We start from the raw sequence: 23,090 nt of genomic DNA on the forward strand, positions 1-23,090 counted from the left end.
GACCAGGCGTCCGATGATGCTACTTCTGTCCACTTCAGATACTGATCTGCTGAGTGGACGGGCCAGCGGTGCCGACTGGCGCCTGGCGAACCCGGCCCGGCTGTCGGTCGACGACCTCACGCCCCTGCTTGCCGACGTCGACCTCGTGGTGGTCCGGCTGCTCGGCGGCCGCCGGGCCTGGCCGGACGGACTGGACGCGCTGCTGACCGACGGACGCCCAGTGGTGGTACTCAGCGGCGAACAGGCACCCGACGCCGCCCTGATGGAGCTGTCCACCGTACCGGCCGGGGTGGCCGCCGAGGCCCACGCCTATCTGGCCCACGGCGGCCCGGCCAATCTGGCCGAACTGCACCGATTCCTGTCCGACACGGTGCTGCTCACCGGGCACGGCTTCGCCGCGCCGCGGCCGGCCCCGGAGTGGGGCGTACTGGAACGCCCGAACGTGCCGACCGGACCGGGCCAGCCGACCGTGGCGGTGCTCTACTACCGGGCCCACCACCTGGCCGGCAACACCGGCTTCGTACACGCGCTGTGCGATGCGGTCGACGCGGCCGGCGGCCGACCGCTGCCGGTCTACTGCGCGTCGCTGCGCTCGCCCGACCCACAGCTGCTGGCCACCCTGCGCCAGGCCGACGCCCTGGTGGTGACGGTGCTGGCCGCCGGCGGGACCCGGCCGGCGACCGCCTCCGCCGGCGGCGACGACGACGCCTGGGACGTCGGCGCGCTCGCCGAACTGGACGTGCCGATCCTGCAGGGACTCTGCCTGACCAGCTCCCGGCAGACCTGGGCGGCCACCGACGACGGGTTGTCCCCGTTGGACGCGGCCACCCAGGTGGCCATCCCCGAGTTCGACGGCCGGCTGATCACCGTGCCGTTCTCGTTCAAGGAGATCGACGCCGACGGGCTGTCGGTCTACGTCGCCGACCCGCAGCGGGCCGCCCGGGTGGCCGGGATCGCGGTCCGCCACGGCGCGCTGCGGCACATCGCGGCGGGCGACAAACGGATCGCGGTGCTGCTGTCGGCGTACCCGACCAAGCACGCCCGGATCGGCAACGCGGTCGGGCTCGACACCCCCGCCAGTGTGCTGGCGCTGCTGTCGACGTTGCGCGACGCCGGCTACGACGTGGGGCCGCCCGACGGCCCCGACGCGCTGCCGGGGCTGGCCGACGGCGACGGCGACGCGTTGATGCACGCGCTGATCGCCGCCGGCGGGCAGGACCCGGACTGGCTCACCGAGGAGCAGCTGGCCGGCAACCCGGTGCGCATCCCGGCCGCCGACTACCGGCGCTGGTACGCCGAGCTCCCGACCGAGCTACGCGAACAGGTCGAACGGCACTGGGGTCCGCCGCCGGGCGAGCTGTACGTCGACCGGTCCCGGGATCCGGACGGCGAGATCGTGCTGGCCGCGCTGCGTACCGGCAACATCGTGCTGCTGGTGCAGCCGCCGCGCGGCTTCGGGGCCAACCCGGTGGCCATCTACCACGACCCGGACCTGCCGCCGAGCCACCACTACCTGGCCGCGTACCGGTGGCTGGAGCACGGCTTCGGCGCGCACGCCGTGGTGCACGTCGGCAAGCACGGCAACCTGGAGTGGCTACCGGGCAAGACGGTCGGACTCAGCGCCGACTGCGGGCCGGACGCCGCCCTCGGCGACCTGCCGCTGATCTACCCGTTCCTGGTCAACGACCCCGGCGAGGGCACCCAGGCCAAACGCCGGGCACACGCCACCCTGATCGACCACCTGGTGCCGCCGATGGCCCGGGCGGACAGTTACGGCGACATCGCCCGGCTGGAGCAGCTGCTCGACGAGCACGCGAACATCGCCACACTGGACCCGGCCAAACTGCCGGCGATCCGGGCGCAGATCTGGACGCTGATCCAGGCCGCCCGGCTCGACCACGACCTCGGTCTGAACGACCGGCCGCACGACGCCGAGTTCGACGACTTCCTGCTGCACGTCGACGGCTGGCTCTGCGAGATCAAGGACGTGCAGATCCGTGACGGGCTGCACGTGCTCGGGTCGGCGCCGGTCGGCGCGGCCCGGGTCGACCTGGTGCTGGCGATGCTGCGGGCCCGGCAGATGTGGGCCGGGCAGGTGGCCGCGCTGCCCGGCCTGCGGGAGGCGCTGGGCCTGGACGAGTCCGGCACCGACCGTGACGACACCGACGCGGCCGAGGCGACCGCCCGGGAGCTGGTCGCGGCGATGGAGGAGCACGGCTGGCGGTCGGACGCCGTCGCCGAGGTCGCCAAGCGCGTGCTCGGCGCCGACGGACGGGCCGCGCTGGTCACCCGGATTCTGGACTTCGCGGCGACCGAGGTGGTCCCCCGGCTGGCCCGCACCACCGACGAGCTGGCCCACGTCGCGCACGCGCTGGCCGGCGGGTACGTGCCGGCCGGGCCGAGCGGGTCGCCGTTGCGTGGATTGATCAACGTGCTACCGACCGGGCGCAACTTCTACTCGGTGGACCCGAAGGCGGTGCCGAGCCGGCTGGCCTGGGAGACCGGGCAGGCGATGGCGGAGTCGCTGCTGGCCCGCTACCGGGCCGACGCCGGCGACTGGCCTCGCTCGGTGGGACTGTCGGTGTGGGGCACGTCTGCGATGCGGACCGCCGGTGACGACATCGCCGAAGTGCTGGCGCTGCTCGGCGTCCGGCCGGTGTGGGACGAGGCGTCGCGGCGGGTGACCGGCGTCACGGTGGTCCCGGCCGAGGAGCTGGGCCGGCCGCGCATCGACGTGACGGTGCGGATCTCGGGCTTCTTCCGCGACGCGTTCCCGCATGTGGTGGCCATGTTGGACGACGCGGTCCGACTGGTCGCGGCCCTCGACGAGCCCGACGAGGTGAACTTCGTCGCCGCGCACGCCCGCGCCGACCTGGCCGCCCACGGCGACACCCGGCGGGCCACCATGCGGATCTTCGGCTCCAAGCCGGGCACGTACGGTGCCGGGCTGCTGCAGCTGATCGACAGCCGCAACTGGCGCGACGACGCCGACCTGGCCGAGGTGTACGCGGTGTGGGGCGGCTACGCCTACGGCCGGGACCTCGACGGCGCGCCGGCCCGCGACCAGATGGAGTCGGCGTACCGGCGGATCGCGGTCGCGGCGAAGAACATCGACACCCGCGAACACGACATCGCCGACTCCGACGACTACTTCCAGTACCACGGCGGCATGATCGCCACCGTCCGGGCGTTGACCGGGTCGGCCCCGGCTGCCTACGTCGGCGACAGCACCCGGCCGGAGGCGGTGCGCACCCGCGCCCTGCACGAGGAGACCGCTCGCATCTTCCGGGCCCGGGTGGTGAACCCGCGCTGGCTGGCGGCGATGCGCCGGCACGGCTACAAGGGGGCGTTCGAGCTGGCCGCCACCGTCGACTACCTGTTCGGCTACGACGCCACCGCCGGGGTGGTAGCCGACTGGATGTACGACAAACTGGCCGAGACGTACGTGCTCGACGAGGTCAATCAGCGGTTCCTGACCGAGTCGAACCCGTGGGCGTTGCACGGCATCACCGAGCGGCTGCTGGAGGCGGCCGACCGCAAACTGTGGGAGTACCCCGACCCGGCGGTGCTGGACGGGCTGCGGGAGGTGTTCCTGCGGACCGAGGGCGACCTGGAGGACCGCGCCGGGTGACCGCGCATCCCGGCGGCGGCCCGGCGGCATCCCGCGTAGGGTCGAGGCATGAGTGCGGCGGCGTCGGGAAGCATCCGGTACGACGGGACCACGGTCGCCGGTGCGCAGCCGGAAAGCGTCCTGCTACCCGGCCACGATGTACCGTTGGGCCGCTACACGACGGTCCGGCGGCTGCTGCCGCAGCGACCCCGGCGGATGGTCGGTGCCTGGTGTTTCGTCGACCACTTCGGGCCCGACGACGTGGCCGGGCGGCCCGGCATGCAGATTCCGCCGCACCCGCACACCGGGCTGCAGACGGTGACCTGGCTGGTCGACGGGGAGATCTTGCACCGGGACAGCCTGGGCAGTATGCAGTCGATCGTGCCGGGGCAGCTCAACCTGATGACCGCCGGACACGGGATCGCCCACTCGGAGCAGTCGCCGCCGGCGCATCCGCCGGTGATGCACGGGCTGCAGCTGTGGGTGGCGTTGCCGGAGTCGGCCAGGCACGGGGAGCCGCGGTTCGAGCACTACGCCGCGCTGCCGCGGGTCGGTGCCGGCGACGCGGGGCTCACCGTGGTGGTCGGCGAGTACGCCGGCGTCCGGTCCCCGGCCCGGATGGCCAGCCCGATCGTCGGAGCACAGATCGACATCGGCAGCCCCGCGCCCGTCGAGCTGACGCTGCGCGACGATTTCGAGTACGCCCTGCTGGCGATGTCCGGCACGGCCCGGGTCGACGGGGTGGAGCTGGCCCAGGGTGGGCTGCTCTATCTGGGTGAGGGTCGGTCGGCGTCGACAGTGACCGCCGCCGACGGTGATGCCCGGCTGTTCCTGCTCGGCGGTGAGCCGTTCGAGGAGCCGCTCGTCATGTGGTGGAATTTCGTCGCCCGCAGCCACGAGGAGCTGGTGGCGGCCCGCGACGACTGGGCGGCCGGCCACCGGTTCGGCACGGTGACCGGTTGTGTGGACGCCCCGCTACCGGCACCGGAGATGCCGATCACCCGGATCAAGGCCCGCGACCGGCACGGTCGCACCGTCGGCTGACCGTCGCACGGCGACTCACGGGCGTCGACGTATCGAAATTCTTCGTTCACAATCTTTACTGTTAACTGTCTTTACGCTAACTTTGTCGGCAACGGCCGGCCGCCCCCACCGCCACCCACGACGTGCGGAGCGCCCCCATGCAACGACGACTTCTCCTGCCCCTGCTCGCCACCGGCACCATCCTCGGCACCCTGCTGGTCGCCACGCCGGCCAGCGCCCACGGCTACGTCTCCTACCCGCCCAGCCGACAGGCGATGTGCGCGCAGGGCCGGGTCGCCAGCTGCGGCCCGATCGTGTGGGAGCCGCAGAGCGTCGAAGGCCCCAAGGGGCAGCGCACCTGCCACGGCGGGGTGAGCCGGTTCGCCATTCTCGACGACGACAGCGTCAACTGGCCGGCCACCACGGTCGGCGGGGCGGCCACCTTCACCTGGACGCTGACCGCCCGGCATGCCACCAGCACCTGGGAGTACTTCGTCGGCAGCACCCGGATCGCCGTGTTCGACGACGGTGGCCGGCAGCCCAACGCCACCGTGTCGCACACCGTGCACCTCGGTGGCCGCACCGGCCGGCACAAAGTGCTGGCGATCTGGAATGTCGCCGACACCACGAACGCCTTCTACTCCTGCGTGGACGTCCAGATCGGGGCCGGGCCCGGCCCGTCGCCGACCCCGCCACCGCCGTCACCCACTCCGACGCCACCGCCGCCGACCACCGCGCCACCGACCACCGCGCCGCCCGGCCAGCCCGGTGGCACCTGGGCCGCCGGCACTGCGTACCAGGTCGGTGCCGTCGTCAGCTACGCCGGCGTCGACTACCGGTGCCGGCAGGCACACACCGCCCTCGTCGGTTGGGAACCGCCGAACGTGCCGGCACTGTGGCAGCGCCTCTGACCGGTCGGTGCATGATGTACACATGTCGCAACCGCTCGGTCGACCGTTCTGGCGGTTCTGGAGCGCCGCCACCCTCGCCAACATCGGTGACGGGATCCGCCTCGCCGCACTCCCGCTGCTGGCCCTGTCGCTGACCGGGGACCCGCTCGGGCTGGCCGTCGTCGCCACCGCGCAGACCCTGCCCTGGCTCGTCGCCGGGCTGGCCGCCGGCGCGCTCGCCGACCGGGTCGCGCCGCGTACGCTGCTCGCCGCCGCCGACACGGTACGCGCCCTGCTGCTGGTGGCCCTGGTGGCGACGGTGGCCACCGGCACCGCCACCATCGCCCTGGTCGCCGTCTGCGCGTTCGGTCTCGGCGTCGGCGAGGCGGTACGGGACACCGCCGGTCAGGTGGCGGTGCCGAAACTGGTGCCGCCGGCCGCGCTGGAGCGGGCCAACGGCCGGCTCACCGCCGGCACCATCGTCGGCAACGAGTTCGTCGGCCCACCGGTCGGTGCCGCGCTGTTCGTCGTCGGCGCGGCCGTACCGTTCGCGGCCAACGGGGCCAGCCTGGCGCTCGCCGTGATGCTGGTGCTGTCGCTGCCGCTGAGCCTGGCCCGTACTCCCACGGCCACGGCTGCCGCCGCGACCGCCGCCGCGACCGCCGCCGCGACCGCCGCCGCGACGGTCGGCCCGAGCGTCCGGGCCGGGCTGGGCTGGCTGGCCCGCCACCGGACGCTGCGCGCCCTGGCGCTGGTGGTCGCGGCGGTCGCCGCCGCCGACGCCGCCTGGTTCGCGATCTTCCTGCTGTACGCCCGGGACGTGCTCGGTGTCGGCGCGCTCGGCTACGGCCTGCTGCTGTCCGCCGGGGCAGGTGGCGGGCTGGCCGGGGCGTTCCTGGCCGACCGGCTGGTCGCCGGCCGCCGGCACCGGCTGGTGTTGGCGGTCTCCCTGGCGGTCACCGCCGGGGTGCCGGCGCTGCTCATCGCCGTACCGCAGATCTGGGTGGCGGTGATGGTGACCGTGGTGTCCAGCGGCGCGTTCGCGGTGCTGAACATCTGCGCGGCGGCACTACGGCAGCGCACCGTACCGGACGGACTGCTGGGGCGGGTGACGGCGGCGTCCAAGACGCTGATCTACGGTGCCGCCGGCGGTGGTGCACTGCTCGGTGGCGCGCTGGCCGCCGGGGTCGGGCTGGCCGCCCCGTTCGGCTTCGCCGGGCTGGTCGCCGTGGTCGCCACCGCCGGCTGGTGGCTGGCCACCCGGGGCGACGCACCACTGGTGCAGCCAGCCTGATCACCGGATCATTCTACTGCCGGCGACGTGCCCGACCCGGTTCCGGACCGACAGTCAGTTGAGGCGCACGGTGACGCCGCCGGAGAACATCGAGTCATGCAGTTCCAGAGAGACGAGGTCGACGCCCTTCGGCACGTCGAAGGCGACGATGGCGGTCACCTGGTTCCCGGGGTTGATCTCGGTCAGGAAGGACTCGGCATCCTGGTTGACCGCGAGCCCGGCGGAAGTGTCCGCCTCGAACCGCCGGCCGTCCTTGTCGAAGGCGCGCTGGCTACCGTCGTGGAAGGTCCGGGCCTCGTCGCCGATATTGGTGACAAGCATTGTCACCAGGCAGTACTGTCCCTGCGCGGTCTCGGTGAAGAACCCGCTACCGACCTTGGACTTGCCGCATTCGATCTTGTTGACAACGAACTCGAACTTGCCATCGCGGACCGGGTCGCCGATCCCCGGCTCCGCTGCCGGAGCAGGAGGGGGCGCTTCCTCGGCAGGGGCGTCAGGCTCGCCGCCGTCCGCAGGCGCGACTGCCGTATCGGTCCCGTCCTGAGACACCTCACCCTCGGCAGCCGACTCCACCTGTTGCTCGGTCCCGCTGCGGGCAGTCGACGTCGTCTCGTCGGTGGACCCGTTGAACGCGCCGATGAGCGCGCCGCCACCGCAGCAGAACAGGACGACCACGGCAGCGATGATCCCGACGATCCCGAGCGGCGTCAGTTTGCCCCGGCCCGGTGGCACCGGCTGCACGGGAACGCCGTACGGGGGTGCGGTCCCGGGGTGGTGGGCCCCCGGCGGGTAGCCACCAGGCGGCAGGGGAACAGGCGGGTACGGCCCCGGGTTCGGGTTGCCGTATCCACCAGGCGGGTTCGAAGGCGGGTAAGTCACCGGCTCACTATCGGTGATCGGCGATGACGCTCGCATGGGCCGGCCGGCTCCAACAAGATCCACTATCGCTCGCTGAATGCCCTCCCACCAGCGCAGACGCGGCGACGGGTAGGCGGGATCAGCCACCCTGACGGCGAAACGCCCACTACCCAAACGGCGACCAGCGGAGCCTGGGCGACCATCCGGTCCAGGGTGACGGTGGTGGCCGACGGCGCGGGGCACGGTATGTGCGCCACCCTTGCGGCCATGTCAGCAGCAGGTCCTCCGCCGAAGCGGCAGTTCCGGGGCTTCTGGCTGGCCACGGTCGCCAACCTGGACTGGCCGAGCCGGCCCGGACTGGCGCCGGACGCCCAGCAGGCGGAGCTGCGCGACTGGCTCGACCTGGCCCGGCGGCTACGCTGCAACGCCGTCGTCGTGCAGATACGTCCGAGCGCCGACGCGCTCTGGCCGTCGCCGTACGAGCCGTGGTCGGCGGTGCTCACCGGGCAGCAGGGCGGCCACCCCGGCTACGACCCGCTGGGCGTGCTCGTCGCCGAGGCGCACGCCCGCAACCTGGAACTGCACGCCTGGTGCAACCCGTACCGGGTCGCCAACCACGCCGACCCGACCCGGCTGGTCGCCGGCCATCCGGCCCGCCGCCACCCGGAGTGGGTCATCGCGTACGCCGGCCGGCTCTACTACGACCCGGGCCAGCCGGCGGTACGGTCGTTCGTCCAGGACGCGATGCTCGACGCGGTCACCCGCTACGACGTCGACGCGCTGCACTGGGACGACTACTTCTACCCGTACCCGGTCGCCGGGGAGACCTTCGCCGACCAGGCCAGCTTCGCCGCGTACGGGGCCGGCTTCGACAGCCTCGCCGCGTGGCGCCGGCACAACGTCGACCTGCTCGTCGCGCAGATGAGCGACCGACTGCGGGCGGTCAAGCCGTGGGTGCGCTTCGGCATCAGCCCGTTCGGCATCTGGCGCAACGCCGCCACCGACCCGCTCGGTTCCCGGACGAACGGGTTGCAGTCCTACGACGCGATCCACGCCGACAGCCGCCGCTGGGTGCGGGAACAGTGGATCGACTACATCGCGCCACAGCTGTACTGGCACCTCGGCCACCCGGCCGCCGACTACGCCGAGCTGGTCCGCTGGTGGTCGGCGACGGTGTCGGGTACCAGTGTGGAGTTGCTCGTCGGGCAGTCGACCTACCGGGTCGGCGTCGCCGGGCAGGACCCGGCCTGGCAGGACCCGGCCGAGCTGAGCCGGCACCTGACGCTGCACCACAGCTACCCGCAGATCCGTGGCGACCTGCAGTTCAGCGGCAAGGACGTGCGCGCCGACCGGCTCGGCGGGGTCAGCCGGCTGGTCGCCGACCACTACGCCCGGCCCGCGCTGGTGCCGGTCGCGGCCGGGCGCGGCGGCGTACCGGCCCCGGGCAGCACGCCGCCGCCGCCGGCGATCACCGCCGCGACCCGCACCCCGACCGGGGTACGGCTGGACTGGCTCGCCGCGACCGGCGCCACCGTCCCGACGGCGTACGCGCTCTACCGCTGCCCCGGCACCGACGCGGCCGACCCGACCGCGTTCGACGACGCCCGGTACCTGCTGGCGACGGTACGGGCCACCGGCACCGGCGGCTCCTTCACCGACGTGACGGCGGCGCACGGTTCTGCGTACACGTATCTGGTCGCCGCCCTGGACCGCCAGCACCGGGAGAGCCCAGCCGGGCCGGCGCGGGTGCTGGCCGCCGGCAGCGACGCGTTCAGCGTGATCGTCGACAACCGCACGCCGGGCGGATTCACCGCCGGCGCCGCCTGGGGCACGTCGAGCTGGTCGGCCGGACGCTACGGCGCCGACTACCGGTTCACCAGCCCGCAGCCGGTCAGCGACCCGGCCTGGTTCACCGTCACCGTGCCGGCGGCCGGCAGCTACCGGGTCGAGGTGTGGCATCCGGCGGCGTCGGGCTACCACCCGACCGCGCCGCACCTGGTACAGACCACCACCGGGCTGGTCAGCCGGCCGGTGGATCAACGCACCGGCGGCGGCCGGTGGCGGGAGCTGGGCGTCTTCGCGCTGGCGGCGGGGCGGCGGCCGGTGGTCGGGGTGAGCCGGTGGGCACCGGCCGGCGGCCACATCGTCGCCGACGCGGTACGCCTGACCCGGGTCGGCTGACACGGGGTCCTACACGGCCCCGCCGTGGCATGGCAGGCATCCACGAGGCCCACGGTTTCGTGGCGCAGATGAGTGTGGACGACATCCACGAAGCCGGTCGGTTGTCCGGCCGGCTGACCGAGGCGGACCTGCTCGCGCAGCGGTCAGCTCCGCCCGGCGGCGAGGAACTCGTGGGCACCGCGTAGCCGGGTGGTCAGCCGGGCACGGGTCCGGGCGCAGTCCAGCCGCAGCTCGGCCGGTCCGGGAACACCGCTGGCGGCACGTCGGCCGGTGGGCAACGCCGTGGGGTCGAGGCCGTCCCGGCGGGCGATGAGCACCCCCAGGCGATGCCGGCTGATCGCGTCCGGACCGGCGACGTGGTGGATCCCGGAGTACGGCGACCCGGCGAGTTCGCGCAGTGCAGCGGCGAGGTCGGCGACGTGCACCGGGCACCGCACGTCGTCGGTGAACAACACACCGGTGCCGACGCCGGCAGCCAGAGCGTGCACGTGTCGCTCGTGGACGGACTCGCCGTACCCGATGATCAGTGACGTCCGGGCAATGACGGCGTCGGGAGTGATCGCCGCGACCGCCGTCTCAGCGGCGGCCTTGGCCGCACCGTACGGCGTCGTCGGGTCCGGTGGGCACGTCTCGTCGTAGGCGACCGCCGCACCGGCGAAGACCGCGTCGCTGGAGACGTGGACGAGCCGGGCCGCCACCGCCGCAGCGGCGAGGGCGACATGAGCACCGCCGTCGGCAGTGCTCGCCCAGTCGCTCTGGCGGTAGGCGGCGTTGACGATCACGTCGGGCCGGGCCATGGCGGCGACACGGGCGACATCGTCACGGATGCGGATGTCGAGCGCGTGCCAGTCGACTCCGGCGCCGAGATCAGCGCTGGGCGGACGGCGGTGGAAGGTCGCGGCCACCAGGTGCCCGGCGCGCCGAGTCTGACGAACGATCTCCCGGCCGAGGAACCCACTGCCACCCACCACGAGAAGCCTCACCCGACCACGGTAGGCCCGGCGGTCCGCCCGCGCGTCGCACGCTACGTCGGCCGGTCGAGGCCGGCGCGGACCCGGCCGGTCTCGTACGCCCAGATCGCGACCTCGACCCGGTTGCGGACGCCGAGCTTGGTCATCAGGGCGGCGAGGTGGCTCTTGACCGTGCTGAGGCTGATGTACAGCTCGCCGGCGATCTCGGTGTTGGTGCGGCCCCGGGCGACGGCGACGAGCACCTGCTCCTCGCGGTCGGTCAACGGGTCGAGCGGTTGGCGGGCCGGTGCCACCGGACCGGCGGCGGCGAAGGCGCTGAGCAGCCGGGTGGTGACGGCCGGCGCGATGAGCGCGTCACCGGCGGCGGCGGCCCGGACGGCCTGGGTGAGCAGTGCCGTGCCGGCGTCCTTGAGCAGAAACCCCCGGGCACCCGCGCGCAGCGCCGCGTAGACGTACTCGTCGAGGTCGAAGGTGGTGATGACGACCACGGCGAGCGGGTCGACGACGCCGGGGCCGGCGAGGCGACGGGTGGCCTCGATGCCGTCCACATCGGGCATCCGGATGTCGAACAGGCACACGTCCGGACGCAACCGGTGGGCGAGGTCGACCGCCCGGCGGCCGTCGGCCGCCTCGCCGACGACCTCGATGCCCGGCTGGGCGTCGAGAATCATCGTCAGCCCGGTCCGGACGATCTCCTGATCGTCGGCGACGACCACCCGGATGGTCACGTCCCGGCCCGACCGGCCGGGGCCTGGCGGGGCAGGGCCACAGCGACGGTCCAGCCCCGATCGGGGCGCGGTCCGGCGTCGCAGGTGCCGCCGAGCAGGGCCGCCCGCTCGGTCATGCCGACGATGCCGAAGCCGCCGGTGGCGGCGGGCCGCGCCGTGCCGGTGTCGCCGTCGTCGCTGACCCGCAGCCGTACCGCGTCGGCGTCGACGTCGACGCGGACCTCGATCCGGGTGGCGTGCCGGGCGTGCCGGCGGGCGTTGGTCACCGACTCCTGGGCCAGCCGGTAGACCGCGGTGGCGACGGTCGACGGAATGTCGTCGATGTCGCCATGCAGGGTGACGTCGACGACCGGCCCGGGCTGCGCCCGGCTGGCGAGTCGGGCGACGTCGCCGATTCCGGGGTTCGGGGTGAGGTCCGCCGGGTCCAGGTGTCCGGCGGGTTCACCGTGGCGCAGGCCGCGCACCATCAGCCGCATCTCGGCCAGGGCGCGGGTCGCCTCGGCCTCGATCACCGCCAGCGCGTCGAGGGCCGCCGCCGGTCGGGTCGGTGCCACCGCGATGCCCGCCTGGGCGCGGATCGCCATCGCCGACACGTGGTGGGCCACCGTGTCGTGCAGGTCGCGGGCGAGGCGTTCCCGTTCGGCCAGCTTGGCCTGGTCGAGTTCGCGGGCCCACAGAGTGGCCCGGTACCGCAGGGCGGTGGCCACGGCCATCGCGGCGGAGACCACCACCGTCCCGCCGACCAGGTCGGCGAGGTCGAGGTGGCCGACCGCCGCCGACAGGCCCATCTTGGCCAGGATGATCGCCGTACCGGCCACGATCTGCCGGCCGGAACCCCAGCGGTACAGCGCGTACGGCAGGATCAGCAGGTAGACACCGGTGACCAGCTCCGGTTCGTGGCCGGCCAGCAGCGCGGTGACGGCGGTGACCGGGAAGGCGACGGCGACCATCAGCAGCGGCCTGGTCCGGCGCCAGCACAGCGTCGGCGCCAGCACCAGGGCGACGATCGTCGAGTACGCGGGCGACATCAGGTCGGTGCGCAGCAGCCCTTCGAGGGTCGCCGCGACCCAGACCGCGCCGAGCAGCACCCAGTCCCGCCAGACCCGCGTCGGCGGGTCGGCGACGCGGGGCTCGGCCCACAGCGACCGCAGCAGCGCACGCACACCGCGATCGTACGCAGCGGGCCGCGACGGCGTACCGGCCACAAGTACGACGAGCGGCCCCGTCCAACGGCGGGGACGACGCCGGCCCGCGCGGCGATGACCGCTCGCCGCCCCGCCGCGACGATCGAGGCATGTCCACACCCGTACCGCATCCACGGTCGATGCCCCGGTCCACCGCCCACACCGTCGCGGGCCGATCCTCTCCCGCCAACTGGCTGATCCCCACCGGGTTGGTGCTGCTCAGCCTGGTGCCGGTGGTCGCCGGCAGCCTGCGACTGGCCGAACTGGTCGGCGGGCCGCCCATCGTGCCCGACGGCGACCGGGTCACCGCTGCCCCGGTGGCGCTGGTGACGCACATCGTCAGCGTCACCGTTTTCAGCCTCGTCGGCGCGTTCCAGTTCGCGCCGGGCCTGCGGCGACGCCGCCGGGCCTGGCACCGGGCCGCCGGGCGGGTCCTGGTGGTCTGTGGGTTGCTCACCGCCGGTACCGGCCTGTGGCTGACCCTGTTCCTGCCGCCGGCGGCGGTCGACAGCGAGCTGCTGGTCGCCATCCGGGTGGTGGTGAGTGTGGCGATGGCGGCGTGTGTCGGGGTCGGATTCCTCGCGGTCCGGCGCCGCGACTTCGCCGCGCACCGGGCCTGGATGATCCGGGGTTACGCGATCGGGATGGGTGCGGGCACCCAGTTCTTCACCCAGCTGGCCTGGCTGGCTGTGGTCGGCCCGGTGACGGCGTCGGGCCGGACCGGCACCATGGCTGCCGGTTGGCTGATCAACGTGGTGGTGGCGGAGTGGGTCGTCCGGCGTCGCGCCGCCGGCTCTCGCCGGCGACGCGACCCGGTACGGGTCAGCGGATCCGCTCGACCACGACCCGCCGGATGACGAACTTGCCCGGTTCCCGGACCTGTTCGAAGGCGGCGTCGTTGAGCAGCACGCAGCTGGCCGACGGGCTGGTCACCGTGACGGTGACGCTCCGGTCGTTGTCGAGGTTGGTCACCTTGAGGACGGTGCCGATCGGGAAGGTGCCGCTGGAGGCGGCCGGGGCGGCGTCCTCGTTGAACAGAGTCACCGTCGAGCCGGCGCAGACGACCTCACCGGGCGCCCCGGTGTCCGGCGCGGCACCGGTGTCCGTACCGCCGGGTGGCGCCGGCTGCGGCGCCGCCGGGGTGGCCGGGGCCGCGACCGGGGCGTCGGCCTGTACGTCGGCCGTGCAGCCGGCGGCGGCCCGCCGTTGCTGGATCAGGTCGACGACGGCCTGCCGGTTGGCGATCCGGTCGGCGGACAGAGCATCCGGGTTGGCCCGCTGGTCGGCGATGAAACTGAGATTGTTGCGCAGCGCGGTGTCCAGACCGTCGCAGTTCTCCCCCGCGTTGCCCAGCCCGGTGCCGACCGCCAGTCCGCCGCCGAGCAGGGCGGCTGCCGCCACCCCGATGAACACCTTGCGCGCCCGTCCGCTTCTGACGTCCCACCCGTACATGCACCCGCTCCTCTCGTCGCACGGCTGCGCGAGGCGCAGCCCACCGACCGGTACGGGTGGCGACACCGGGTGGATCTACCGCAGGACTGAAGTTTTGCTTAAGAATCCTCACAGAGGCGGCGGTGCCCCGGCCGACGGCGGGCCTACCGGCTGGCCGGGGCCCGCACCACCAGGCGTTCCAGCAGGTCACGGCTGGCGGCGGCGACGGCGGCCACGGCCGCGTCGAACGCTTCGGCGTTGTGAGCGGCCGGCTGGCGGAAGCCGGAGATCTTCCGTACGTACTGCAGGGCGGCGGCCTCGATGTCGGCGTCGGTCACGTCCGGGGTGTACGGCTCACGCAGGGTCTTGATGCTTCGGCACATGCGCTCCATCGTGCCTGACCCGGCGGCGTCGCGGGACCCCGCGTTGACACCGACAGCTAACGCAATTAGCTTTCAGGCTATGACTGGTAGTTCGACACCTCGTCCCGGCGGCCGGCGTGCCTAGGGTCGGCCTCACCCCGGACGCTCTGGTGGACGCCGCGATCGCCCTCATCGACGAACACGGCGTCGACGCGCTGACGCTCAGCGCACTCGCCGGCCGGGTCGGTGTCGCCGCCCCGTCGCTCTACAAGCACGTCGGCGGCGGGCTCACCGAACTGCGCGCCCTCGTCGCCGTACGGGTGCTCGACGAGGTCGCCGACGAACTCACCCGGCACACCCTCGGGCTGAGTCGCGACGCCGCCGTCGCCGCACTGATGCGCGCCAGCCGCGGCTACGTCCGCCGGCACCCGGCCCGCTGGGCGGCGATGCCCGCCGACCCGCTGAGCCAGCCGGCCACGGCAGCCGCCGGCACCCGGCTGCTGGAAGTGTTCCTCGCCGTACTGCGCGGCTACGGGCTGGACCCTGCCACGACGGTCCACGCCACCCGCTGCCTGCGGGCGACCGTGCACGGCTTCGTCGCGCTGGAGGTCGCCGGCGGCTTCGGCCTGCCGGAGGACCTGGAGCAGACCTACGACCGGCTCGTCGCCATGGTCGTCGCCAGCCTACCGCGCGACTGACCGGCGAGCGGACGGGCACGGCGCGGAGCAGCGGTCACCGCCGGCGCGCGGCGGCGACCAGCCGGGCCGCGATCTGCGGCCGCGCGGCCCAGTGCAGATGCAGGTACGACGCGTGCACCCCGGCGGTGACGAAACCCTCCGGCGCGCCACCACGCCACCCCCACGCCGCCGCCACGCCAGCGCGCGGCGACACCTCGGTACGGTGGAACTCATGCCCGGTCAGCCGGCTGCCGACCGGCACCGCCACGCTGTCGGTCAACGCCACCGCGTCGCGGTAGCCGAGGGTCAACCGGGGCGTCATCCGGGCGTCCGCCGGCAGCACCCCGCACATCGGAGCACCGTCGAGGGTGCGGCACAGCCACAGCAGGCCGGCACATTCGGCGACGACCGGCGCTCCGGTGGCGGCGACCGCCGCCACCTGGGAGCGCAACCCGGCGTTGGCGGTCAGCTCACCGGCGTACACCTCGGGGAAGCCGCCGCCGACGACCAGCGCCGCCGTGCCGGCGGGCAGTCGCTCGTCGCGGACCGGATCGACGGTACGCACCTCGGCGCCGGCCGCCGTCAACAGCTCCACGGTCTCCGGGTAGCCGAAACTGAACGCCGGGCCGGCGGCGACCGCCACGACCGGTCGGCGGTCGGTCGGCGCGCACCGCCCGGCGGCCACCGATCCGGCGTCGGCGTCGAGACCGGGGGCGACGGCGCGGACCGCCGCCGCCGGTGACCAGGCGTCGGCCGCCAGCGCGGGTGCGCGGCGCGCCACCGCCGCCACGGCGTCCAGGTCCACCGACGCGGCGACCAGCGTCGCCAACGCGGCGACCGAGGCGCGCGCCTCGACGGTACGTTCGACCGCCGGCACCAGACCCAGGTGCCGCGACGGGGTGTCGACCGACGGCTGCCGGCGCAGCACGCCGAGCACCGGGGTACCGACCTCCTCACAGGCGTCCCGCAGGACCTGCTCGTGCCGGTCGGAACCGACCCGGTTGAGGATCACCCCGGCGATGTGGACCTGGCCGAACGACCGGAAGCCGTGCACCAGGGCGGCCACCGAACGGCTCTGCCCGGCCGCGTCGACGACCAGCAGTACGGGCGCGGCCAGCAGCGCCGCGACGTGCGCCGTGGAGCCGAGGTCGCCGGCGCCCACCCGGCCGTCGTAGAGACCCATCACACCCTCGACCACGGCCAGGTCGACGCCGGTGGCGCCGTGGGCAAACAGCGGCGCGACGAGGTCCTCGCCGACCAGGACCGGGTCCAGGTTGCGGCCCGGCCGACCGGAGGCGAGCGCGTGGTAGCCGGGATCGATGTAGTCCGGGCCGACCTTGAACCCGGCTACCCGGAGGCCGCGGGCGGCGAAGGCGGCGAGCAGGCCGGTGGCCACCGTGGTCTTGCCGTGGCCGGAACCGGGGGCGGCGATCACCAGCCGGGGTACGGCTACCACTCGATGCCCTGCTGGCCCTTGCGCCCGGCGTCCATCGGATGTTTGACCTTGGTCATCTCGGTGACCAGGTCGGCGAGGTCGATCAGCTCCGGCGCGGCGTTACGGCCGGTGATCACCACATGCTGGCTGCCCGGCCGCTGCCGCAGCACGGACACCACCTCGGCGACGTCGATCCACCCCCAGGTGATCGGATAGGTGAACTCGTCCAGCACGTAGAACCGGTACGCCTCGGCGGCCAGATCCCGCCGGATCTGCGCCCAGCCTTCGGCGGCCTCGGCGGCGTGGTCGCGTTCGGTGCCGGGGCGCTGGATCCAGGACCAGCCCTCCCCCATCTTGTGCCAGGTCACCGGCGCTCCCTGGCCCGAGGCACCGAGGGTACGCAGGGCCGCCTCCTCGCCAACCTTCCACTTCGGAGACTTGACGAACTGGTAGACCACCACCGGCCAGCCGGCCGACCAGGCCCGCAACGCCATGCCGAACGCCGCCGTCGACTTGCCCTTACCCGGCCCGGTGTGCACGGCGAGCACCGGCTGACGACGCCGGGCCCGGGTGGTCAGCCCGTCGTCGGGGACATGTTCCGGTTTACCCTGTGGCATCAGGCAGCCCTCCGCCGGTCGTGGACCTGTGAACCCGCCGCCGACAGCGCGGCCAGCGGCAGCCACTGCGCGGTGAAGCCGGCAGCGAGCCGGCGGGCCAGACCGAGCCGCACCGGGCCGGCCTCGCAGTCGAGCACCACCATCGGGGTGCCGGCGAGCAACGGCGCCAGCGTCGTCGGATCCGGGCCGGCAGTCGCCCGCCCGTCGGTGACCAGCAGAACCAGCGGCCGGCGACGCGGATCCCGACGGCGCTCGGCGGCGACGGTGGTCGCGGCGGCGCGCAATCCGGCGGCAATGGGGGTACGCCCCCCGGTGCGCAGCTGCGCCAACCGGGTGACAGCGACCTCGTGGCTGCTGGTCGGCGGCAGTACCACGTCGGCACCGGCACCCCGGAAGGTGATCATGCCGACCCGGTCGCGCCGGTGGTACGCGTCGCGCAGCAGCGACAGCACAGCGGTCTTGACCACGGCCATCCGGTGCCGGGCCGCCATCGAACCCGAGGCGTCGACCACGAACAGGATCAGATTCGCTTCCTTGCCGACGAAACGGGCCTGACGCAGATCGGCGGGGACGATCCGCCGGCCACCACGCGACGCGGTGGCGCGCACCGTGGCCGGTAGGTGCAGGGCCGACACCCGCCCGGTCGGCGTCGTGGCGCCGACCACCCGGCCCCGGTCCGCGTGGGCGGCCGACCGCCGGCCGGGCGTGCCGCCGTCGCCGAGTCCGGGCAGCCGCAGCGTCCGGGGCCGGTACGCCGGACCGGCCGCCGCCGGGGCGGTCGCCGATCCGGCTGTGCCGTCGTCGTCGCGGTCGGCACCCTCCTGGCCGGCACGGCTCTGACCTTCGCGGCCGTCGCGGCGGGCACCCTCCTGGCCGTCGTGGCCTTCACCGTCACGGCCGTCGCCGCCGCCGTCGGCCGCCTGCGGTGGGGGTCCGTCCGCGCTGGTCGGCGGCGTACCGTCCGGCGGCGCGGGGCGTCCCGGGGGCGGCGGTGCGGGGTCCGGATCGTCGTCGGGACACTCGTCACGCAACACCTCGTCGAGACGCTGCGCGTCGGCACCGGGCGGATCCAGCGGATCCCGTCGCCGCCGGTGCGGCAGGGCCAGCCGGGCGGCGTCGGTGACCTCGGCGGCGGTGACCGCCGGCAGGTCACGCCAGGCGGCCAGGGCCACGGCGGCACGGGCCATCACGATGTCCGCCCGCAGCCCGTCCACCTGGTACGCCAGACAGATCCGGGCGATCCGGTCGATCTCCGCGTCCGGCAGGGTCACCGCCGGCAGGGCGGCCCGCGCCACGCGTACCCGCTGTGCGAGGTCGTCGTCGGCGGACCGCCAGCGGGCCGCGAAGGCCGCTGGGTCGGCCTCGTAGGCCAGCCGGCGGCGGACCACCTCGGCCCGGTCGGCCACCTCGGTCGGCGCGGTCACCGACACGACCAACCCGAAACGGTCCAACAGCTGCGGGCGCGGCTCCCCCTCCTCCGGGTTCATCGTGCCGACCAGCAGGAACCGGGCGGCGTGGCTGACCGACACCCCGTCGCGTTCGACGTGTGCGCGGCCCATCGCCGCCGCGTCCAGCAGCAGATCGACCAGGTGGTCCGGCAGCAGGTTGACCTCGTCGACGTAGAGCAGGCCCCGGTGCGCGGCGGCGAGCAGCCCCGGCTCGTACGCCTTCGCCCCGGCGCTGAGCACCCGCTGGATGTCCAACGTCCCGACCACCCGGTCCTCGGTGGCACCGACCGGCAACTCGACCAGCGCGGCCGGCCCGCCCCGGGCGGTGATCGGCCCAGTGTGCGGACCATCGGGGCAGGCCGGGTCGGTGGCCGCCGGGTCGCAGCCGAACCGGCAACCGGCGACCCGGTCGACCGGTGGCAGCAGGCTGGCCAGGGCCCGGACCATCGTCGACTTCGCGGTACCCTTCTCGCCACGGATCAGCACCCCGCCGATGCCGGGGTGCACCGCCGCGAGCACCAGCGCCTGCCGCAACTCGGGCAGGCCCACGATGGCGGAGAACGGGTACGGCGTCATGCCGGGCACCAACAGGTGCGCATGGTGAATCCCTTCCGCGGGTGTCCACGCCCGCGTGCCGGTGGACCAGGGAGCGGCCGGAGTCTCCTGGCTGCCGGATCGACATCACGTCCCGAGCCTTCCCGCCGTCGTGGCAGTGGCTGTCTCATGGGGACGTGACTCCCCGGTCACAGTGGCGGGACCGCCCCGGATTCGCACCGGGTTCCTCCGCGTACCGCTCGTGCCGGCCATGCTCCCCCACCACTCGGGTCACCGTCAATGTGGCCCCGGTCCCTGCGCTGGTCGTGACGGTGGGCATTGTCCGGCCGGGCGGACCGGCGGTACGCTGCGCGGGCCACGGTGTTCGGGAAGCCGGTGTGATTCCGGCGTGGTCCTCGCCACTGTGACCGGGGAGTGTCCGTTCCACCACGCCACTGGGCCGACGAAGACGGCTTGGGAAGGCGGGACGGCCGCGACGATCCGGGAGCCAGGAGACCGGCCGTGGCACGCACCGCATCGCCACGAGGCATGGACGAGAGGATTCCCTGGCATGACTGCACCTTCTGTCGGCGGCGAGGCCACCACCCCCGCCATCCGCGTACCGCTGGCCGGCTGGCTGCTGGCCGCCGTCGCGGCGGTCGTCATCTACCTGGTCGCGCAGGACAACGGGCTGGTGCTGGCCGGCGCCGCCGAGTTCGTGCACGAGTTCACCCACGACGGCCGGCACGCCCTCGGCGTCCCGTGCCACTGATCGGGGGTCGGCTCACATGAGCGGTCACCCGTTCGGCACCGTACTGCGTCGTGGTCTGCTCGCCGGGCTCGCCGCCGGGGTGGCCGGCGCGGCGGCGGCCCTGCTGATCGTCGAACCCCGGATCGAATCGGCGCTGGTCGTCGAGGAGGGCCGGGCCGCGCCGGGCGGCGGGCACGGCCACGAGGAGGAACTGGTCAGCCGGGGCGTGCAGGTCCTCGGTGGACTCGTCGCGACCGTCGCGGTCGCGGTCTGCCTGGCGGTGATCGTCGCCGTGGTCTTCGGCGCGACCCGGCACCTGCTGCCCGGCCGCGACGACTTCCGCCGGGTCGGGCTGCTGGCCGGGCTCGGCTTCGTCGTGGTGGCGTTGCTGCCGGCCATCCGTTTCCCGGCGAACCCGCCCGGCGTCGGTGACCCCGACACCGTCAACCAACGCACCGGCCAGTACCTGTCGTTCATCGTCGCGGCGGCGGCGGTCACCTGGCTGGCTCTGCTGGTGCACCGGCGGCTGGCCGCCTGGTCGCGGCCCGCGCCGTACCGGGCCGTGGTCGCGACGGTCGTCGCCGTCGTCGGGTACACGCTGCTGCTGACGCTCTGGCCGGCCACCGGCGTCGAGGTGCCGGGCGACATCCCGGCGGCGCTGCTGTGGGAGTTCCGCCTGGCGTCACTGGCACAGCTCGCCATGATGTGGACGGTCCTCGGGGTGGTGTTCGGGCTGCTGCTCACCCCCGCCCGCGCCGGCCACCGGCGGCCGGTCACCGCCGACGTCGCGTGACGACGCACGCCGACGCGGGGCGTGGCCCACTGGGGCAGTCGGCCCGGGTGACGGTCTGCCGGGGATGCTGCTGCGGCACCCGCCGCAAGCACCCCGACGTGGACCATGACCGCCAGCTCGACGTTCTGCGCACAGCCGGACCGGTGCAGGTGTCAGAGTGTCTCAACGCCTGCGACCGGTCCAACGTGGTCGTGGTCCAGCCGGCACCACTGGCGCGTCTGCTGGGGGCCCGGCCGGTCTGGCTGGGCGGGGTGCTCGACGACGCGGCGGTGTCCGCCGTCGCGCGGTGGGTCACCGCCGGCGGACCGGGGCTGGCCGCGCCGTCCGGGCAGCTCACCGGGCTGCGGTTCGCCGCGCCCCGGTGGGGCAGATCGACCCCGGAGTCCTGACGACGTCGCGCCGTCGCCGGCCACCGTTGCCTGCCGCCGTCGCCGTTGCCTGCCAGCCGAGTGGTCGCGGCTGGCAAGCAACGCCCCCGAACGTTCACCTGCCTGCACGACGGTCGTCCGTCCCGGGCGGTTGCGGCAAGTTCCGTCCCGAACTGGTTGCATGATTGTGCAACCGCCCCGAGCCGTGGGCTTCTCCACGACCGCATGGCTGTGTTGAGCTGATGTCTGTGACACGGGGAACGCGGACCATCACGACACACGACGCGACGGCGGTTCCACAGCTGACCAGGTGGGGCGTGTCGCCCGACGCCGACCTCGTCTTCCGGGCGCTGACCATGTTCGGCGCACGCGACGACGAGGAACTCGCTCACGAGCTGGGATTGGCACGCAAACGGGTCAAGGTCGCACTCGACGAGCTGACCAGCTGGTCGGCGGCGGGGGTGGCGGCTGGCGGCCGGTGGCGAGCGGCACCGGCCGGCACGGTCCTCGCCCGGCTACGCCAGCCCACCCGACCGGTACGGCGACGCGACATCTGGCGCCAGCACTTCCGTGCGATGCACGGCATCGACCTGCCCGGCCCGGACGACCCGACGGTACGCCGCCTGGTCAGCCGGGCCGCCGCCCGGGACCGGGTGCAGCGGCTGGTCGCCGCCGAACGGCACGAACATCTGACCATCAACACCGAGGTGATCAGCGCGGCGGCCTCGGCGGCCGCGCTTCCGCTGGACCGTCGGCAGGTGGAACGCGGCGTCCGGGTCCGGGTGCTGCAGCGACCGCCCACTGTCGACGACCACAGTCTCCATCATCTGGCCCAGCTCGACACCGCCGACCCCGAACGGGTCCGGGAGCTGCCCGATCCACCGATCAAACTGCTGGTGTACGACCGCCGGATCGCCCTGTTCCCCGTTGATCCGCTCAATTTCGAAGCGGGGTACGTGGAGACCGCGGACGCGGTCGCCGTCGACCAGTTGTGCGCGTTGTTCGACCGTTTGTGGGCGCAGGCACGCCGGTCCGGTCCAGGAGGGAGACCTGCGATCACACTCACCCCGCGAGAGCAGGCGCTGGTCGCGCTCCTCGCTTCCGGACACACCGACGCCTCCGCCGCCGAGGAGCTGCGGCTGAGTCTACGGACCGTGGCGTACACGATGCGCAACCTGATGGACCGCCTCGGTGTCGAGAACCGCTTCCAACTGGCGATCCTGCTCGGTGCCTCGGGTACCGCACCGCTGCCGCCCGTACGCCGAACGCAGCCGGCCGGCCCGACCGAGGAGGGGGCATGACGATGGGGCCTGCTCGTGCCCGGGTCGCAGCGTTCCTGGCCATCGGCCTCGCCACGCTGACTGCCATCGCGATGACCGGCATCGGCACGGCGTCGATCATCCTGACTCCGATCGGCTCGCTGTCCCCGATGACCAGTCAGCCGGTCCCGGTTGTCCCGACCACCGGCGGCCACCAGTGGATCACCGCGCCGTGCGCCCACGCCAGCTTCGGCGACGTCGGGCACGATCCACAGCTCGGCATGCACATCGACGTGTCGGCGACGACCTGTACGCCGTACAAGCTGGACAGCGCGTTCGCGGTCGCCACTTTTCGGAACGACCGCGATGTCAGCTTCGTCCACGGACATCAACTGGTACCGTACTCGCCCACCGGCGACACCTCGCTGTGGGTCCTGATCCGTCCGGCGACCCCCACTGGTTCGACGGTGTGCCTGCTACGGACCAGCACCGCGCGGCTCGACTGCGTCAAGATCGTCTCCGCTGGGCAAACGATGCCGGAGGTGGAGCCGGTCGCGGTGGACGATCCGTTGGTCGACCGCGCCGTCATCTTCGACGGCAGCCCACGGCCGGAGGGCCATCCGATGCCTGGCTGCGCCAACTGCGTCGAGGCGCCGTCCTGAGCACTGACAGCGAA

Annotated in this window: 22 protein-coding genes and 2 riboswitches; of the genes, 13 read left to right on the forward strand and 9 right to left on the reverse strand. The window is 73.6% G+C overall.

The window, feature by feature from the left end; genetic code table 11:
* The first annotated feature begins 13 nt into the window (after positions 1-13).
* The 4 genes from cobN (at position 14) to ACN28F_RS01520 (ending at position 6,817) form a co-directional block, all read left to right on the forward strand.
* Entirely contained in the window at positions 14-3,631 is a 3,618-nt protein-coding gene (gene cobN, locus ACN28F_RS01505; protein ID WP_421356866.1) for a cobaltochelatase subunit CobN, read from the forward strand.
* Positions 3,632-3,679: 48 nt separating this feature from the next.
* Positions 3,680-4,654 carry a pirin family protein gene (locus ACN28F_RS01510; protein ID WP_281554737.1) on the forward strand — a complete coding sequence of 325 codons (975 nt, stop codon included), beginning with the start codon at positions 3,680-3,682 and terminating at the stop codon, positions 4,652-4,654.
* Between the two features lie 137 nt (positions 4,655-4,791).
* Positions 4,792-5,544, forward strand: coding sequence for a lytic polysaccharide monooxygenase (locus ACN28F_RS01515; protein WP_421356867.1), 753 nt, complete (start codon positions 4,792-4,794; stop codon positions 5,542-5,544).
* 22 nt (positions 5,545-5,566) lie between these two features.
* Positions 5,567-6,817 (forward strand): MFS transporter, encoded by a 1,251-nt coding sequence (locus tag ACN28F_RS01520; protein ID WP_421356868.1) that lies wholly within the window; start codon positions 5,567-5,569, stop codon positions 6,815-6,817.
* Between the two features lie 54 nt (positions 6,818-6,871).
* Here ACN28F_RS01520 and ACN28F_RS01525 read toward each other — a convergent pair whose 3' ends face one another.
* Entirely contained in the window at positions 6,872-7,558 is a 687-nt protein-coding gene (locus ACN28F_RS01525) for a DUF4352 domain-containing protein (RefSeq protein ID WP_289206360.1), read from the reverse strand.
* A 384-nt stretch (positions 7,559-7,942) separates the two neighbouring features.
* Here ACN28F_RS01525 and ACN28F_RS01530 point away from each other — a divergent pair, with 384 nt between their 5' ends.
* Both ACN28F_RS01530 and ACN28F_RS01535 read left to right on the forward strand, forming a co-directional pair.
* Positions 7,943-9,856: a family 10 glycosylhydrolase gene (locus ACN28F_RS01530; RefSeq protein ID WP_421356869.1), complete on the forward strand. Its 1,914-nt coding sequence runs from the start codon at positions 7,943-7,945 to the stop codon at positions 9,854-9,856.
* Between the two features lie 29 nt (positions 9,857-9,885).
* On the forward strand, positions 9,886-10,041 hold the full coding sequence (locus ACN28F_RS01535; protein WP_278168928.1) for a hypothetical protein: 156 nt from the start codon (positions 9,886-9,888) through the stop codon (positions 10,039-10,041).
* Here the strand turns inward: ACN28F_RS01535 and ACN28F_RS01540 are convergent.
* The 3 genes from ACN28F_RS01540 to ACN28F_RS01550 are packed head-to-tail and all read right to left on the reverse strand — an operon-like array spanning position 10,000 to position 12,718.
* Positions 10,000-10,839 carry a sugar nucleotide-binding protein gene (locus tag ACN28F_RS01540; RefSeq protein WP_421356870.1) on the reverse strand — a complete coding sequence of 280 codons (840 nt, stop codon included), beginning with the start codon at positions 10,837-10,839 and terminating at the stop codon, positions 10,000-10,002. The two genes, ACN28F_RS01535 and ACN28F_RS01540, sit on opposite strands and share 42 nt — an antisense overlap.
* Before the next feature lie 41 nt (positions 10,840-10,880).
* Positions 10,881-11,555, reverse strand: coding sequence for a response regulator transcription factor (locus tag ACN28F_RS01545; protein WP_282227499.1), 675 nt, complete (start codon positions 11,553-11,555; stop codon positions 10,881-10,883).
* A complete protein-coding gene (locus ACN28F_RS01550; RefSeq protein WP_421356871.1) occupies positions 11,552-12,718 on the reverse strand; it encodes a sensor histidine kinase in 1,167 nt (388 codons plus the stop codon). The genes ACN28F_RS01545 and ACN28F_RS01550 overlap by 4 nt, the downstream gene beginning before the upstream one ends.
* A 131-nt stretch (positions 12,719-12,849) precedes the next feature.
* Between ACN28F_RS01550 and ACN28F_RS01555 the strand changes: the two genes are divergently transcribed.
* The gene (locus ACN28F_RS01555) at positions 12,850-13,596 is read left to right on the forward strand and encodes a DUF2306 domain-containing protein (protein WP_421356872.1); all 747 of its coding nucleotides are present in this window, start codon (positions 12,850-12,852) and stop codon (positions 13,594-13,596) included.
* Here ACN28F_RS01555 and ACN28F_RS01560 read toward each other — a convergent pair.
* Together ACN28F_RS01560 and ACN28F_RS01565 are read right to left on the reverse strand one after the other, a co-directional pair.
* Positions 13,562-14,191 (reverse strand): hypothetical protein, encoded by a 630-nt coding sequence (locus tag ACN28F_RS01560; RefSeq protein ID WP_421356873.1) that lies wholly within the window; start codon positions 14,189-14,191, stop codon positions 13,562-13,564. The genes ACN28F_RS01555 and ACN28F_RS01560 overlap by 35 nt on opposite strands.
* Before the next feature lie 143 nt (positions 14,192-14,334).
* Entirely contained in the window at positions 14,335-14,553 is a 219-nt protein-coding gene (locus ACN28F_RS01565; protein WP_421356874.1) for a DUF2277 domain-containing protein, read from the reverse strand.
* Between the two features lie 116 nt (positions 14,554-14,669).
* Here ACN28F_RS01565 and ACN28F_RS01570 point away from each other — a divergent pair, with 116 nt between their 5' ends.
* The gene (locus ACN28F_RS01570; protein WP_289206369.1) at positions 14,670-15,230 is read left to right on the forward strand and encodes a TetR/AcrR family transcriptional regulator; all 561 of its coding nucleotides are present in this window, start codon (positions 14,670-14,672) and stop codon (positions 15,228-15,230) included.
* A gap of 34 nt (positions 15,231-15,264) precedes the next feature.
* Here the strand turns inward: ACN28F_RS01570 and ACN28F_RS01575 are convergent, their stop codons facing one another.
* Genes ACN28F_RS01575 through ACN28F_RS01585 form a run of 3 tightly spaced genes read right to left on the reverse strand, consistent with a single transcriptional unit; the run spans position 15,265 to position 19,285 of the window.
* Positions 15,265-16,665, reverse strand: coding sequence for a cobyrinate a,c-diamide synthase (locus ACN28F_RS01575; protein WP_421356875.1), 1,401 nt, complete (start codon positions 16,663-16,665; stop codon positions 15,265-15,267).
* Positions 16,659-17,261, reverse strand: a complete 603-nt coding sequence (gene cobO, locus ACN28F_RS01580; protein WP_289206371.1) for a cob(I)yrinic acid a,c-diamide adenosyltransferase — start codon at positions 17,259-17,261, stop codon at positions 16,659-16,661. The genes ACN28F_RS01575 and cobO overlap by 7 nt, the downstream gene beginning before the upstream one ends.
* Positions 17,261-19,285, reverse strand: coding sequence for a VWA domain-containing protein (locus ACN28F_RS01585; RefSeq protein ID WP_421356876.1), 2,025 nt, complete (start codon positions 19,283-19,285; stop codon positions 17,261-17,263). The genes cobO and ACN28F_RS01585 overlap by 1 nt, the downstream gene beginning before the upstream one ends.
* An 80-nt stretch (positions 19,286-19,365) precedes the next feature.
* Positions 19,366-19,493: riboswitch (cobalamin riboswitch) on the reverse strand.
* 112 nt (positions 19,494-19,605) lie between these two features.
* Positions 19,606-19,782, forward strand: a riboswitch (cobalamin riboswitch).
* Between the two features lie 32 nt (positions 19,783-19,814).
* Here ACN28F_RS01585 and ACN28F_RS01590 point away from each other — a divergent pair.
* From ACN28F_RS01590 to ACN28F_RS01610, 5 genes are all read left to right on the forward strand, one after another.
* Entirely contained in the window at positions 19,815-20,015 is a 201-nt protein-coding gene (locus ACN28F_RS01590) for a CbtB domain-containing protein (RefSeq protein WP_421356877.1), read from the forward strand.
* A 16-nt stretch (positions 20,016-20,031) separates the two neighbouring features.
* Positions 20,032-20,787 (forward strand): CbtA family protein, encoded by a 756-nt coding sequence (locus ACN28F_RS01595; protein WP_421356878.1) that lies wholly within the window; start codon positions 20,032-20,034, stop codon positions 20,785-20,787.
* 47 nt (positions 20,788-20,834) lie between these two features.
* Positions 20,835-21,176 (forward strand): hypothetical protein, encoded by a 342-nt coding sequence (locus ACN28F_RS01600; protein ID WP_421361212.1) that lies wholly within the window; start codon positions 20,835-20,837, stop codon positions 21,174-21,176.
* Between the two features lie 296 nt (positions 21,177-21,472).
* The gene (locus ACN28F_RS01605; protein WP_421356879.1) at positions 21,473-22,456 is read left to right on the forward strand and encodes a LuxR C-terminal-related transcriptional regulator; all 984 of its coding nucleotides are present in this window, start codon (positions 21,473-21,475) and stop codon (positions 22,454-22,456) included.
* Positions 22,453-23,076 (forward strand): hypothetical protein, encoded by a 624-nt coding sequence (locus ACN28F_RS01610; RefSeq protein ID WP_421356880.1) that lies wholly within the window; start codon positions 22,453-22,455, stop codon positions 23,074-23,076. Before ACN28F_RS01605 ends, ACN28F_RS01610 begins: the two co-directional genes overlap by 4 nt.
* Positions 23,077-23,090 lie beyond the last annotated feature (14 nt).

This window comes from Solwaraspora sp. WMMA2101 (genome assembly GCF_049179175.1).
GTDB lineage: Bacteria > Actinomycetota > Actinomycetes > Mycobacteriales > Micromonosporaceae > Micromonospora_E.